The 14,494-nt window shown below is 65.6% G+C and carries 13 protein-coding genes; 12 read left to right on the plus strand and 1 reads right to left on the minus strand.

Annotated elements, in window-relative coordinates; translation table 11 throughout:
• Positions 1-30: 30 nt before the first annotated feature.
• The 12 genes from nuoI to FHS96_RS11355 all read left to right on the plus strand — a co-directional run bounded on the left by nuoI (position 31) and on the right by FHS96_RS11355 (position 13,244).
• Positions 31-519, plus strand: coding sequence for an NADH-quinone oxidoreductase subunit NuoI (nuoI, locus tag FHS96_RS11300; protein WP_429590923.1), 489 nt, complete (start codon positions 31-33; stop codon positions 517-519).
• 27 nt (positions 520-546) lie between these two features.
• On the plus strand, positions 547-1,164 hold the full coding sequence (locus tag FHS96_RS11305; protein ID WP_429590926.1) for an NADH-quinone oxidoreductase subunit J: 618 nt from the start codon (positions 547-549) through the stop codon (positions 1,162-1,164).
• Positions 1,161-1,466 carry an NADH-quinone oxidoreductase subunit NuoK gene (gene nuoK, locus FHS96_RS11310; protein WP_025294479.1) on the plus strand — a complete coding sequence of 102 codons (306 nt, stop codon included), beginning with the start codon at positions 1,161-1,163 and terminating at the stop codon, positions 1,464-1,466. The genes FHS96_RS11305 and nuoK overlap by 4 nt, the downstream gene beginning before the upstream one ends.
• A 7-nt stretch (positions 1,467-1,473) precedes the next feature.
• A complete protein-coding gene (nuoL, locus tag FHS96_RS11315; protein ID WP_429590929.1) occupies positions 1,474-3,573 on the plus strand; it encodes an NADH-quinone oxidoreductase subunit L in 2,100 nt (699 codons plus the stop codon).
• On the plus strand, positions 3,570-5,117 hold the full coding sequence (locus FHS96_RS11320; RefSeq protein WP_429590932.1) for an NADH-quinone oxidoreductase subunit M: 1,548 nt from the start codon (positions 3,570-3,572) through the stop codon (positions 5,115-5,117). Before nuoL ends, FHS96_RS11320 begins: the two co-directional genes overlap by 4 nt.
• Positions 5,118-5,193: 76 nt before the next feature.
• On the plus strand, positions 5,194-6,633 hold the full coding sequence (gene nuoN / locus FHS96_RS11325; RefSeq protein ID WP_429590935.1) for an NADH-quinone oxidoreductase subunit NuoN: 1,440 nt from the start codon (positions 5,194-5,196) through the stop codon (positions 6,631-6,633).
• Positions 6,634-6,867: 234 nt separating this feature from the next.
• Positions 6,868-7,578: a biotin--[acetyl-CoA-carboxylase] ligase gene (locus FHS96_RS11330; RefSeq protein WP_429590938.1), complete on the plus strand. Its 711-nt coding sequence runs from the start codon at positions 6,868-6,870 to the stop codon at positions 7,576-7,578.
• A 28-nt stretch (positions 7,579-7,606) separates the two neighbouring features.
• Positions 7,607-8,383: a type III pantothenate kinase gene (locus FHS96_RS11335; RefSeq protein ID WP_429590941.1), complete on the plus strand. Its 777-nt coding sequence runs from the start codon at positions 7,607-7,609 to the stop codon at positions 8,381-8,383.
• 114 nt (positions 8,384-8,497) lie between these two features.
• On the plus strand, positions 8,498-10,078 hold the full coding sequence (locus FHS96_RS11340) for a ribonuclease J (RefSeq protein ID WP_429591776.1): 1,581 nt from the start codon (positions 8,498-8,500) through the stop codon (positions 10,076-10,078).
• A gap of 4 nt (positions 10,079-10,082) precedes the next feature.
• Positions 10,083-10,343 carry a DUF1467 family protein gene (locus FHS96_RS11345; protein WP_429590944.1) on the plus strand — a complete coding sequence of 87 codons (261 nt, stop codon included), beginning with the start codon at positions 10,083-10,085 and terminating at the stop codon, positions 10,341-10,343.
• Between the two features lie 214 nt (positions 10,344-10,557).
• Positions 10,558-11,595 carry an endonuclease/exonuclease/phosphatase family protein gene (locus tag FHS96_RS11350; protein ID WP_429590946.1) on the plus strand — a complete coding sequence of 346 codons (1,038 nt, stop codon included), beginning with the start codon at positions 10,558-10,560 and terminating at the stop codon, positions 11,593-11,595.
• Positions 11,596-11,849: 254 nt separating this feature from the next.
• Entirely contained in the window at positions 11,850-13,244 is a 1,395-nt protein-coding gene (locus tag FHS96_RS11355; RefSeq protein ID WP_429590949.1) for a helix-turn-helix domain-containing protein, read from the plus strand.
• Between the two features lie 12 nt (positions 13,245-13,256).
• Here FHS96_RS11355 and FHS96_RS11360 read toward each other — a convergent pair whose 3' ends face one another.
• A complete protein-coding gene (locus FHS96_RS11360) occupies positions 13,257-14,237 on the minus strand; it encodes an MlaA family lipoprotein (protein ID WP_429590952.1) in 981 nt (326 codons plus the stop codon).
• Between the last annotated feature and the right edge of the window lie 257 nt (positions 14,238-14,494).

The following is a 14,494-nucleotide window of genomic DNA, read 5'->3' on the forward strand; positions in this document are numbered from 1 at the left end:
CATGACAATTTTCCGCAGCGAGGCGGTTCGATGAGCAGTTTGGGTCACTTCATCAAAGCGTTCACGCTCTGGGAGTTCGTGAAGGCGCATTGGCTGACCTTGAAGTATTTCTTCAAGCCCAAGGCGACGATCAACTATCCGTACGAGAAGAACCCGCTCTCGCCCCGCTTCCGCGGCGAGCATGCGCTGCGCCGTTATCCCAACGGCGAGGAACGCTGCATCGCGTGCAAGCTGTGCGAGGCGGTGTGCCCGGCGCAGGCGATCACGATCGAAGCAGAGCCCCGCGAGGACGGATCGCGTCGCACGACGCGCTACGACATCGACATGACCAAGTGCATCTATTGCGGCTTCTGCCAGGAAGCCTGCCCGGTGGATGCGGTGGTCGAAGGGCCGAATTTCGAGTTCGCGACCGAAACCCGCGAGGAGCTTCTCTACGACAAGGCGAAGCTGCTCGAGAACGGTGACAAGTGGGAGCGTGCGATCGCTGCTAACCTTGCCGCCGATGCACCCTACCGTTAAGCGCCGCAGCCAGGGGACATTTTCCAAGTGATCCAGGCAATTGCCTTTTACGTGTTCGCGACCGTCGTGATCGCCTCCGCGGCGATGACGATTACGTCGCGCAACCCGGTTCACAGCGTGCTGTGGCTGATCCTCGCCTTCTTCAATGCCGCCGGCCTGATGCTGATCATCGGTGCCGAGTTCATCGCGATGCTGCTCGTCATCGTCTATGTCGGCGCGGTCGCGGTGCTGTTCCTGTTCGTGGTCATGATGCTCGACGTCGACTTCGCTGAACTGCGCGCCGGCTTCACGAAGTATCTGCCGATCGGCCTGCTGCTCGCGATCGTCCTCGCGGTCGAGATTGCCTTCGGCCTCGGTGTGTGGAAGGCGGGCGCGATCGAGATCGGCGCGGGTGCTGCGCCGACCCCGGATGCGGCCGTCGTGCCGAACATCCAGGCGATCGGGCAGCTGCTCTACAGCCGCTATCTCTATATTTTCGAAGCGGCCGGCCTGGTGCTGCTGGTGGCGATGATCGGCGCGATCGTGCTGACCCACCGCGCGCGCGGCGGCGTCCGTCCGCAGAACATCACCAAGCAGGTCCGTCGCCGTCCGGAAGACGCGACCCGCAATATCAATCAGCCCGTCGGGCAGGGGGTGGAGCTGTGATCGGCATCCAGCATTATCTCGGCGTGTCGGCCATCCTGTTCGTGATGGGTGTGCTCGGCATCTTCCTCAACCGGAAGAACATCATCATCATCCTGATGGCGATCGAGCTGATCCTGCTTTCCGTGAACATCAACCTGGTGGCGTTCAGCGCCTTCCTGGGTGACCTGGTGGGCCAGGTGTTCGCGATGTTCGTGCTGACCGTCGCCGCCGGCGAAGCGGCGATCGGCCTTGCGATCCTCGTCATCTATTTCCGTGGCCGCGGCACGATCGCGGTCGATGATCCCAGCCGGATGAAGGGGTGATCATTCGGTGACCGAACTTTCCATCAAACTCATCGTCTTCCTGCCGCTGCTTGCCGCGGTCGTGGCGGGCTTCGGCAACCGCGCGCTCGGCAACACCGTCGCCAAGGCGATCACCACTGGTTCGCTGTTCGTCGCCTGTGCGCTGAGCTGGCCGATCTTCATCGGCTTTGTCGGCGGGCACAGCGAGGCGATCGTCGTTCATGTGCTCGACTTCATCCGTTCGGGCGATCTCGACGTCGCCTGGGCGCTTCGGGTCGATACGCTAACCGCGGTCATGCTAGTGGTGGTCACCAGCGTCTCGGCGCTCGTCCACCTCTATAGCTGGGGCTATATGTCGGAAGATCCCGACCAGCCCCGCTTCTTCGCCTATCTGTCGCTGTTCACCTTCGCGATGCTGATGCTCGTGACTGCGAACAACCTGGTGCAGATGTTCTTCGGCTGGGAAGGCGTGGGTCTCGCGTCCTACCTCCTCATCGGCTTCTGGTTCCGCAAGCCCAGCGCGAACGCTGCGGCGATCAAGGCGTTCGTCGTCAATCGCGTCGGCGATCTCGGCTTCATGCTTGGCATCTTCGGTACCTTCCTTGTGTTCGGTACGACGTCGATCCCCGATATCCTCGCCGCCGCCCCCTCGATGGCGGGTGCCACGATCGGCGCCTTCGGTCTGCGCGCAGACCTGATGACGGTGCTCTGCCTGCTGCTGTTCCTCGGCGCGATGGGCAAGTCGGCGCAGCTCGGCCTGCACACCTGGTTGCCGGACGCGATGGAAGGCCCGACTCCGGTGTCGGCGCTGATCCACGCGGCGACGATGGTCACCGCGGGCGTCTTCATGGTCTGCCGCCTCTCGCCGATGTTCGAGGTGAGCCACACCGCGCTGACCGTCGTGACGCTGGTGGGTGCCGCGACCGCGCTGTTTGCCGCGACCGTCGGCACGACGCAGACCGACATCAAGCGCGTGATCGCCTATTCGACGTGCTCGCAGCTCGGCTACATGTTCTTCGCCGCCGGCGTCGGCGCCTATGGCGCGGCGATGTTCCACCTGTTCACGCACGCCTTCTTCAAGGCGCTGTTGTTCCTGGGTGCGGGCTCGGTGATCCATGCGATGCACCATGAGCAGGACATGCGCTATTATGGCGGCCTGCGGAAACACATCCCGATCACCTTCTGGGCGATGACCGCGGGTACACTCGCAATCACCGGCGTCGGTATCGTCGGGCTGGGCGGTTTCGCCGGCTTCTATTCGAAGGACGCGATCATTGAGGTGGCCTGGGCCGCGGGCGGCACCGGCCGGGTGGCGTTCGCCGTCGGCGTCTTCGCCGCGCTGCTGACGAGCTTCTACTCATGGCGCCTCGTGTTCCTGACCTTCTTCGGCACACCGCGCTGGGCGGGCAGCGAGCATATCCAGCACGCCGTCCACGACGCGCACGGCCATGGTCATGACGACCATGCGCATGGTCATGGCCACGATGATGCGCCGGCAGCGGAGGATGCGGGCCATGATCCTCACGCCCATGGCCATGACCATGAGCATGCAGCGACCGGCACGGCGGGGTACCATCCCCATGAAAGCCCGATCGTGATGCTGATCCCGCTGATCATCCTGTCGCTGGGAGCGATCTTCGCCGGCTTCGCTTTCCATCACAGCTTCCTGGATGCCGAACATGGCGTCGAGTTCTGGAATGGAGCGATCGCGTTCGACACCCATCTGATGCACGAAATGCATGAGGTGCCGATGCTGGTGAAACTGGCTTCGACGATCGTTATGCTGGTCGGCCTTGCCATTGCTTGGTACGCCTATATCCGTCGGACCGACTTCCCGGCGAAGTTCGTGCATCAGTTCAGTGGTCTTTACGACTTCCTGCTGCACAAATGGTATTTCGACGAGCTGTACAACATCATCTTCGTGCGTCCTGCCTTCGCGTTCGGCCGCTTCTTCTGGAAGCGTGGCGACCAGGGCACGATCGATCGTTTCGGACCTGACGGCATCTCCGCCGTCGTGGTCCAAAGCGGCAAGCTGACCGCGAAGCTGCAGTCCGGCTACCTCTACACTTATGCGCTCGTGATGCTGTTCGGCCTGGCCGCGGCCGCGACCTGGATGATGGTGCGATGAACGGTTTTCCCATCCTCACGGTGATGCTCGCGGTGCCGCTGGTGGCGGCGGTCGCGTGCCTCTATGCGAGCCCGGCCAATGCGCGGCGGATCGCGCTTCTCGCGACCCTGGTCGATTTCGTCCTCGGTATCTTGCTGTGGGTGAATTTCGACCAGACGGCGAGCGCGCCGCAATGGCAGTTCACCGAATATGTGCCGCTGTTCGGCCGCTTCGCCTGGGCGATGGGTATCGACGGCATCGCGCTGATGCTGATCATGCTTTCCGTCTTCCTCATGCCGATCTGCATCGGCGCGAGCTGGCAGGCGGTCACCAAGCGCGTGCCCGAATACATGGCGGCTTTCCTGCTGATGGAAGCGCTGATGATCGGCGTGTTCACGGCGCAGGATATCTTCCTGTTCTACATCATGTTCGAAGCCGGCCTGATCCCGATGTACCTGATTATCGGCATCTGGGGCGGCGCGCGCCGGATCTACGCCAGCTATAAATTCTTTCTCTACACGCTGCTCGGATCGGTGCTGATGCTGGTTGCGATGCTGTGGATGACGCGCGAGGCGGGCACCACCGCGATCCCCGACCTGATGAACTATGATTTCAGCCCGGAAGCGCAGACCTGGCTGTGGCTCGCCTTCTTCGCCAGCTTCGCGGTGAAGATGCCGATGTGGCCGGTCCACACCTGGCTGCCCGACGCGCACGTCGAGGCGCCGACCGCAGGCTCGGTGATTCTTGCGGGTGTGCTGCTGAAGATGGGCGGTTATGGCTTCATCCGCTTCTCGCTGCCGATGTTTCCGGAAGCCTCGGCGCAGTTCGTATGGCTGGTCTTCGGCCTTTCGATGGTGGCGGTCGTCTACACCAGCCTCGTTGCGCTGGTGCAGCAAGACATGAAGAAGCTGATCGCCTATTCGTCCGTCGCTCACATGGCGATCGTCACGATCGGCCTGTTCGCCTTCAATCAGCAGGGGCTGGAAGGCGCGATGATCGTGATGCTCAGCCATGGCCTGGTCTCGGGTGCGCTCTTCCTGTGCGTCGGCGTGATCTATGATCGCCTGCACACCCGCGAGATCGACCGTTATGGCGGCCTTTCGATCAACATGCCCAAATATGCGGTGCTGTTCCTGCTGTTCACCATGGCCTCGATCGGCCTGCCGGGGACGAGCGGCTTCGTCGGAGAGTTCCTCTCGCTGATGGGCACCTATGAGGTGTCGAGCATCGTCGCTCTGGTGTGCACCACCGGCATCATCCTCGGCGCCGCCTACATGCTCTACCTCTACCGCCGGGTCGCCTATGGCGATCTCACCAAGGAAGACGTGAAGGCGATGCCGGACCTGTCGAAGCGTGAGCTTCTGCTGCTGGTGCCGATCGCCGCGGTGGTGATGTGGATGGGCGTGTACCCCGAAAGCTTCATGGCCCCGATGCGTGCCGATATCGGCACGCTCGTCGAGCGCCTCGACCGGGCAAAGCCGGAAGGCGATGCGAGGGTGGTGCTGGGCAAGCCGATGCCGGCTGCTGCGCATGGCGCAGAGGCGGCGCATGGGGGCGGGCATTGATCCGCGCCTGCAATATCCGCTCGTGGCGCGCTGCCGTGCGCCACGCCGAGACGAACGTGACTGGTGATTTGGCCCGATGAGCTACGCAACCAACCTGATGATGACGCTGCCCGAGCTGATCCTGTCGATCGGCGGGATCGTGCTGATGCTGGTCGCGGCATGGGCCGGTGACAGGGCGACGCGGGCTTTGAGCTGGCTCGCGGTGTTGCTGTTCGTTGGCGCCGGCGTCGCGCTGCTCGGCCCCGCGGGCGACGGCGGCGAAGCGTTCGGCGGCCTCTATCGCGCCGATGCCTTCGCGGCTTACGCGAAGCTGCTGATCTACATCGCGGCGGCAGTGACCGCTCTGGTGGCCCCCGCCTATTTCTCGCGCGGCGGCAGCGCCCGTGCGGAATATCCGGTGCTGATCCTGTTCTCGGCGGTCGGCATGGGGATGATGGTCTCCGCGTCGGACCTGCTGACGCTCTATGTCGGCCTCGAACTGCAGAGCCTTGCGGCCTATGTCCTGGCGAGCTTTGCGCGGACCGATACGCGCTCGGCGGAAGCGGGCCTCAAATATTTCGTGCTGGGTTCGCTGGCCTCGGGCATCCTGCTCTATGGCATCTCGCTGACCTACGGCTTCACTTCGACCACGTCGTTCGATGGCATCGCCGCCGCAATGGCGGACGGCATCTCGATGGGCGAACTGTTCGGCCTGGTGTTCGTGCTGGCCGGCATCGCCTTTAAGATCAGCGCCGTGCCGTTCCACATGTGGACGCCGGACGTCTATGAAGGCGCACCTACGCCGGTGACGGCCTTCTTCGCCAGCGCCCCCAAGGTCGCCGCGATGGCGCTTTTCGTCCGCGTTGCGGTCGAGGCGATGGGCCCGGGTGTGGACCAGTGGCGCCAGATCGTGATCTTCTCGGCGCTGGCGTCGACGATCCTCGGCGGTGTCGCCGCGATCGGCCAGACCAACATCAAGCGCCTGCTTGCCTATTCGTCGATCAACAATGTCGGCTTCGCGCTGATCGGCCTTGCCGCGGGCACGCCCGAGGGTGTCGCCTCAGTGATGTTCTACATGACCGTCTATGTCGCGATGACGCTCGGCAGCTTCCTGTGCGTGCTGCAGATGCGCGACCAGAACGGCGACAATGTCGAGACGATCGCCAGCCTGTCCGGCCTGTCGCGTACGCGGCCGGCACTGGCGGCGGCGATGGCGATGTTCATGTTCAGCCTTGCCGGGATTCCGCCGCTGTTCGGCTTCTGGCCGAAGTTCCTGGTGTTCGACGCGGCTGTCGCAGCGGATCTGGTGCCGCTGGCCGCGATCGGCATCGCGACCTCGGTCATTGGCGCCTTCTATTATCTCAAGATCGTGAAGACGATGTATTTCGACGAGCCGGGCGAAGCCTTCCGCCCGACCGAGAGCGTCGTCGAAGGTGGCGTGATCGCGATCGCGGCGCTGTTCGTTTCGCCGCTCGGCTATCTGCTGATCCCGGCGCTTGGTGCCGCATCGGCCGCCGCGGCGGCGGCACTGTTCTGAAGCTTCGGGGGGGGGCGCGGTTCGCGCTCCCCTTGTCGCTTGGGCAACCGGCACGCGAGCTAAATACTGAAAACGCGTCATTTTTCGACATCGTGGGCTTGACCGACGATCCCGCTTCTTCTGTTCTTTGCGGCGACAGCGCGGCTGCGCCGAGCGACGGAGATGGAGCAGGAGATGATGATGGCTGCCGAGGATCGTCTGTCGCCTGCCTGGCACATGCTCTGACATCGGCCCATGATCACGCTGATCGACACCGTCGAGACCACCGCCTCGACCAATCACGACATGGTCATCCGCGCCGCTGACGGCGCGCCCGAAGGTCATTGGCTGCGGGCCATCACCCAGACGGCCGGCCGCGGGCGGCTGGGGCGGGACTGGGTTTCACCGCCGGGCAATCTCTACGCCAGCACGCTGGTTCGCCCGCTCGCCGGTGACCCCACCGCCGCGACGCTGGCGATGGTCGCCGCGGTCGCGCTCGATGATGCGGTTGCGGTTTGGCTGCCCGGGCGCGTCATGCTCAAATGGCCCAACGACCTGCTGATCGATGGCGCGAAGCTCTCCGGGATTCTGCTCGAACGCAGCGGCAACGCAGTGATCGTCGGCATCGGCGTCAATCTTGCACATCATCCCGAGGGGCTCGGCCGTGCCGTGGCCAGCATCGCCGCGATCGGCGGGATTGCGCCGGACCCGGCGATCTTCCTTGAAACCCTGGCGGAAAGCTTCGCGCGTTGGCTCGGCCGCTGGCGTGGCGAAGGGCTGGCCCCGGTTCGGGATCGCTGGCTGCAGCGCGCGCACCCCATCGGCACCGCGCTCTCGGCGCGCCTTCCCGGCAGCATCGTCCATGATGGGTTGTTCGAGGGATTGGACGCGGAGGGGGCGCTCCGGCTAAGGCTGCCCGACGGTCGCGTGGAAACGATCCACGCCGCCGATATCTTCATGCTGTAAGGCGCAGAAACGGAAAGAGGGGGCCGCCATGCTGCTTGCGATCGACGCGGGGAATACCAACGTCGTTTTCGCGCTGGTCGATGGCGGCGAGATCCGCGCGCGTTGGCGCATCGCCACCGATCCGCGCCGCACCGCCGACGAATATGCCGTCTGGCTGCACCAACTTCTCGAACTCGAAGGGTTTCGTCGCGCCGATGTCGACGCGGTGATCGTCGCCACGGTGGTGCCGCGCGCGCTGCACAATCTGCAGGTGCTCGCGTCCAAATATTTTGGCACCGAGGCGCTGATCGCCGGCCGTGCGCCGGTCGAGTGGGGCATCGCGCTGGATGTGGTCGAGCCGCAGACCGTGGGCGCTGATCGCGCCGTCAACACGATCGCCGCGCATGCCCGCCACCCCGGCGACCTGATCGTGATCGATTTCGGCACCGCCACCACCTTCGACGTCGTCGATTATGAGGGCGCCTACAAGGGCGGCATCATCGCGCCGGGCATCAACCTATCGCTCGACGCGCTGGTCGCCGCGGCCGCCAAGCTGCCGCGCATCGCCATCGCCGCGCCGCAAACCGAGAGCGTCGTCGGCCGCACGACCGAGGACCAGATGCTGATCGGCGTCTACTGGGGCTATATCGCGATGATCGAGGGGCTGGTCGCGCGGATCAGGGCGGAAATCGGTCGCCCGGTGACCGTGGTTTCGACCGGCGGGCTTGCGTCGCTGTTCGATCAGCATACATCGGTGTTCGACGCGATCGAGCCCGACCTCACCATCCAGGGGCTCGCCATCATGCATGCGAGGCTGGCTCGCTGACCTGCGAATCCGGCCGCCGCCGCGCGGCCCACAAATGAAAGAACAAAAACACACGTGACAACTCCCGGAGACGAACTGCTTTTTCTGGCGCTCGGCGGCTCGGCTGAGATCGGCATGAACGTCAATCTCTATGGTACGCAGGGCAAATGGGTGATGGTCGATCTCGGCCTCACCTTCTCGGACCCCGCCCTGCCCGGCGTCGAGATCGTCCTGCCCGACCTCGAATTCATCGAGGAGCGTACCGACGACCTCCTCGGCATCGTGCTGACGCACGGCCATGAGGATCATATCGGCGCCATCCCCTATCTCGCGCTCGATCTCGGCGTGCCACTCTATGCCACGCCCTTCACCGCCGGGCTGATCATGGGCAAGCTCGAGGAAGAGGGGATCGCCGACAAGATCGAACTCAATATCATCGAGAATGAGGGCAGCTTCCAGCTCGGGCCGTTCGGCTTCACCTATGTGCCGCTCGCCCACTCGATTCCCGAAGGCAATGCGCTGCTGATCGAGACGCCGCACGGCCGCATCTTCCACACCGGCGACTGGAAGCTGGACGAGGCGCCGCAGCTCGGCACCCCCTCCACCGCCGACGAATTGCGCGCGATCGGCGACAAGGGCATTCTCGCGCTGGTCGGCGATTCGACCAATGTGTTCAATCCCGAGGCATCGGGCTCCGAAGGCGCAGTGCGCGAGGGGCTGGACGCCGTGATCCGCGGCGCCAGGGGGCGGGTGCTTGTCACCACCTTCGCGTCCAACGCGGCGCGGCTGCAGACCTTGGGTCAGGTCGCGCGCGATACCGGCCGCAAGTTGTGCGTCGCGGGGCGCTCGCTCGATCGCATTCTCAAGGTCGCCAAGTCGGTCGGCTATCTCACCGATTTCCCGCCGGTCGTCGATTTCGATGAGGCAATGCGGCTGCCGCGCGACGAGGTTATGATCGTCGCCACCGGCGGGCAGGGCGAGCCGCGGGCGGCGCTTGGCCGCATCGCCAGCGATACGCATCCGATCAAGCTGGAGGCGGGCGACCTTGTCGTCTTCTCGTCCAAGCAGATTCCGGGCAACGAGCTGGCGATCGGTGTCATCCAGAACAAGCTGGCCGCCGCCGGTGTGCGGATGATCACCGACCGGCAGGCGCATGTCCATGTCTCCGGCCATCCCGGCCGCCCCGAACTGGCAGCGATGTATGGTTGGATCCGGCCCGAGATCGTGATGCCGGTGCATGGCGAGATCCGCCACATGGCCGAACAGGCACGCTTCGCGCTCTCGCAGGGCGTGCCCAAGGCGGTGGTTCAGGAAAATGGCAAGATCGTGCGCCTCGCCCCGGGGGAGCCCGAGATCGTCGGTCACGCGCCGGTCGGCCGGCTGGTACTGGACGGCGACGTGATCCTGCCTGCCGGCGGTGCCACGATGAACGAGCGCCGCAAGCTGATGCTCAACGGCCAGATCTCGGTCGGGGTCGCGCTCGATCGCACGGGTCGCGTTGCCGGCGACCCCCAGGTGCGCGTGCAGGGCGTGCCGGTGGAAGAGGACCGCGAGGATTTCCTCGCCGATGCCGCCGATGCCGCGCGCAAGGCCGCGACCGATGGCGGCAACAATGAGGATCGGCTGCGTGAGACCATCCGTCTCGCGGTGCGCCGCGTTGCGACGCAGTGGACCGGTAAGAAGCCGATCGTGGATGTGCTGCTGATCAGGGTGTGAGGCGATGTCGTTTTCGTCGGCGCTGGCGATCTATCTGCTGTTCTGGGTGATGACGGGTTTCGTCGTCCTCCCCTTCGGCGTCCGCACCGCCGACGAGATGGGCGTGGAAAAGATACCCGGCCAGGCCGACAGCGCGCCGGCGAACTTCCGGCCGGTGCGGGTGGTGCTGATCGTCACGCTCGTCTCGGCAGTGGCGTTCGGGCTGTTCTACGCCAATTATGTGAACGGCTGGCTGACCGCCGCCGACTTCGACTTCTTCAGCTAAGCAAGCGCCGGGCGATCCGGCTTGTATTGGGCCGGCCCGCACGGCGCAGTGATCCGCGTCGGCAGCCATTGCCCTAAAACAGTCATGGCCCAGTCACCCCCGCGACTCCTGTTCGTCACTGCGATGACGCGCCCATGCGCTAACGGCGCCGTGGGGACCCGAGGGGCGGGCTGTCACGGTTCGACGCACGCCCCCCGGAACAGGAGGGCGGATTATGAACGCGAAGCTTTGGCTTCTCGCGGCGGTCGCGCTTGGGATCGGTACTGTCGGTCGCGCGGGTGTCGATGGCACGGTCGTTATGCCGGCGCTCGATCATCGGGCACCGGCCGATCGCATCGACGTCATGACCTATAATGTGGGCGCGCTGCCATGGCCGCTGGCGACTGGCCGGCCCGAAGCGCTGGCGAAAATCGCCGATCGGCTTGCGACGCTGCGAGCAGAAGGCCGCGCCCCCGACGTGGTGGTGCTGCAGGAGGCCTTCACCGATGAGGCGCGGGCCATCGGGGCGCGCGCCGGCTATCGCTATGAGGCGCTGGGCCCCGGCGCGGGTGCGCAGCGCCCGGCTGCGGCGCCGCTCGCGCTGCCCGGCGAGCGCCAGTTCCTGCGCGGCGAGACAATCGGGCCGGTGCTGTCGAGCGGGCTCGTCATCCTGTCCGACTATCGAATCACCGCAGTCCGGAGCACCGCTTTCCCGGCTGATGCCTGCGCGGGCTATGACTGCCTCGCCAACAAGGGCGCACTCGCCGCGACGCTGGCAGTGCCGGGCGTCGCCGATCCGGTCGAGATCGTCACGACGCACCTCAACAGCGGCAACCCTTCGGGGCGGCCAGAGGCGGAAAACCGCCTCGCCTTCTCGGCGCAGATGGCGGCGCTCGGCCGCTTCCTCGATGGCGGGCGCGGCCGGCTCCGGCGGACGATCCAGATCGTCGCGGGCGATTTCAACATGGGGCATTCGCCCGGTCGGCTAGCATTGCTTGCCGGCTATATCCGCCATTGGAAGATGAAGCCCGCCGCGGCGATGGGGCGCGACAAATATGCGGCCTTGTGCCGCAGCGACGAAGCGAGCTGCCGTGGTGATCTCGCCATCGCCTCCAATGTGCCGTTGATCCATTCGAACGACTGGCAATTTTATCCGAGCGACGAGAGCCGGCTGCGCCCGGCCTCGCGCGAGGTGTTGTTCACCCGCGATCCGAAGGGAGCCAAGATGCTGTCCGACCATATCGGCTTCAGCGTCGTCTATCGCTTCCAATAGCATGACGCCCGCCGGCTGAACCGCCGGCGGGCGCGCTTTCCTCCCCAGGAAACTCGTTGGGCCGTGCATTTATACACGCCATGGCCTTCGACTTCTGTCTACTGCGCGACAGCACCGCGAACGCCATATCCTTAAGGACTGCCTAGAGCTGGGGCGTGCCGGCGCGAAGGGGCATGCGCGTGGCGACGATGTCATCGCGTGCCTGACGCGCATCATCCATTGAGTCATGTTGTAAATGAATTTACACGCAGCCGATGGCTGAGAGGAAGGTTTTCGCAGGGCATCAGGTGCGGCGTCTGCGCCGCGGAGCGGGGCTCACCCAGGCCCAGCTTGCCGAGATGCTAGAGATTTCGCCGAGCTATCTCAATCTCATCGAGCGCAACCAGCGGCCGTTGACTGCGGCGATCCTGTTGCGGCTCGCCGCACGCTTCGATTTCGATCCGCGCGCCTTCGCCGGCGACGAGCCCGGCGGCGGCGCCGATGCGCTGCGCAAGCGGCTCGCCGATCCGATGTTCGCCGATCTCAGCGTCGATCGCACCGAGCTTGAGGAATGGCTGGCCGCGGCCCCCGGCGCCGCCGAGGCGTTCGCGCGCGTGTTCGATCGGCTGGCGGCCGGCGGCGGACCGGTCGGCGCCTCCGACGAGGGCGAGGCGGTATCGCTCGCCCGTCGCGAGATCGAGCGGTGGCGCAATCATTTCGCCGATCTCGATTCCGCCGCCGAAGCGCTGGCCGACGAGCTGCGCCTCGTGACCGGCGATCTCTACAACGCGGTGGCCGAGCGGCTGCGGGTGAAGCACCAGATCGCGATCCGCATATTGCCCAGCGACGTGATGCCCGATCGCCTGCGCCGTCTGGATCTCCACGCCCGCCAGCTCCAGCTTTCGGAGATGCTCGATCCGGCTTCGCGCACCTTCCAGGCGAGCTTCCAGCTCGCACAGCTTGAGGCGAGGGCCGAGATCGACGGGCTGGTGAAGGGCGCCGGCTTCGCCGATCCGCTTGCCGAGCGGCTGTTCCGCCGCCACCTCAACGGCTATTTCGCCGCCGCGCTGATGATGCCCTATGCCCGCTTCCTTCGCGCTTGCGAGGCCAGCGGCTATGATGTCGAACTGCTCCAGCGCCGCTTCGGCGCGGGCTTCGAGATGGTCGCGCACCGGCTCACCACCTTGCAGCGCGTCGGTGCGCGCGGACTGCCCTTCTTCATGGTCAGGATCGACCGCGCCGGGCAGGTTTCCAAACGCTATTCGGGTGCCAGCAACGCCGCGCTGGTCGAGGCCGCCGGGCGCTGCCCGCTCTGGGATGTGCATCGCGCGCTCGAACGCCCCGGCACGATGCATCGCCAGCTCGTCGCGCTGGAGGATGGCAGCCGCTGGCTGACGATCACGCGCACTGTGCAGCCGCCGGCGCGGTCGCCGCTGGGGATCCGCGCGGAATTCGCGATCGGGCTCGGCGTCGCCGGGGAACATGCCGCGGCGCTGATCTATGCGCGCGGCATCGATCTTGGCGGGCCGGATGCGACGCCGATCGGCCTCGGCTGCCGCGCCTGCACCCGTCCGGATTGCCCGCAGCGCTCGGCCGCCCCCGCAGGCCGCGCGGTGCTGATGGCGGATCGCGAGAAGGGTCTCACGCCGTTCGCCTTCGCCAGCGACTGAGGGTTTACTGCCTCAGTCGGCTTCTGGCGCGGCACCGCCCGGCGGGATTGCCGCGGGCGGCTCGGCCGCCGGCGGCGGCGCTTCGTCCTCGTCCGACGCTGCGGGATCGATCTCGCAGCGTTCCGGTTCGCGGCCGTGCAACGCCTCGATTTCCGCCTCGCGACGGCAAAGATAGACGTTGCGCACCGCCGCGTAGGGATTGGTCTGAGCGCGGATCTTCTTCACCTCGGCATCATATTCGGCGCGCTGGTCGAGCGAGTCGATCACCTTGGCCGGGATAACATAGGCGGGATTGTTGAACGGGTTGCCGACCGCAAGCGGCAGCACCAGGCGGTCGAGCCCGTCACCCAGCGCATCGCGCAAGGTCGTCGGGCCCACCAGCGGCAGATAGAAATAGGGGCCGGGGCCGATGCCGTAATAGCCCATCGTATTGGCGAAGCCGTTGGTCCGCCGCGGCAGGTTGAACGGCTTTTTCTTGGCGACGTCGACGATCCCTGCCACGCCCACGGTCGTGTTGATCGCGAAGCGGCCGACGGTTTCGGCGGCCTTGCCGGGCTTCAACTGCAGCAGGAAGTTCAGCGCGTTGACCGGCTCGCCCAGATTGCTGAGAAAGTTGCGCAACCCTTTGCGCACTGGGCTCGGTACCGCTTCCTTGTAGGTGTTGGCCATGGGGCCGACCACGGCCTTGTCGACCGCCTGGACCGCCTCGAACGACTTTTCGTTGATCTTCTCCATGGGATCGCCGGGCGGCGGCCCCGATTCGCCGGTGACGACGATATCGTCGCCATCGGGCGGCGGCGGTGCCCCTGCGGTGTCGGACGGTGGCGGTGCCGTGGTGGTCGGCTGAGCGGGTGGATCGGTCACCCCGGTGCCCGGCGGAGGCGCGGGGGCCGGCGCCTGCTGCTGGTAGATGATCGGCTCCGGCAGGGCCGCGGCCTGGGGCATGGGCATCGCCGTGGAGGCGACGAGCAGGCTCAGCGCGGAGACGGTCATCCGCGGTAGGGCCCGGCCGGGTGCGTTGCCGCAAGGTTACTGGATCGGTTCATAATTACGCTACTTTCAGTCGCGGGCGATGCCGAAGCAAGCATCCACGTGGCACATCGCATTGGCACGACGTCATCTCACCTCGATAACCGCAGCTTGGCTTTCAGGAAACAACCCTTTGGTCGAGTTGGGTTGAGTGGAGCGGCGCGGTGCGATGGTCGCGCGGTGGGGTTGAGGTGGTGCGTGCCAAGGCGCATATCCCCGCC

This window comes from Sphingomonas zeicaulis (assembly GCF_050433225.1).
Lineage (GTDB): Bacteria > Pseudomonadota > Alphaproteobacteria > Sphingomonadales > Sphingomonadaceae > Sphingomonas_D > Sphingomonas_D zeicaulis.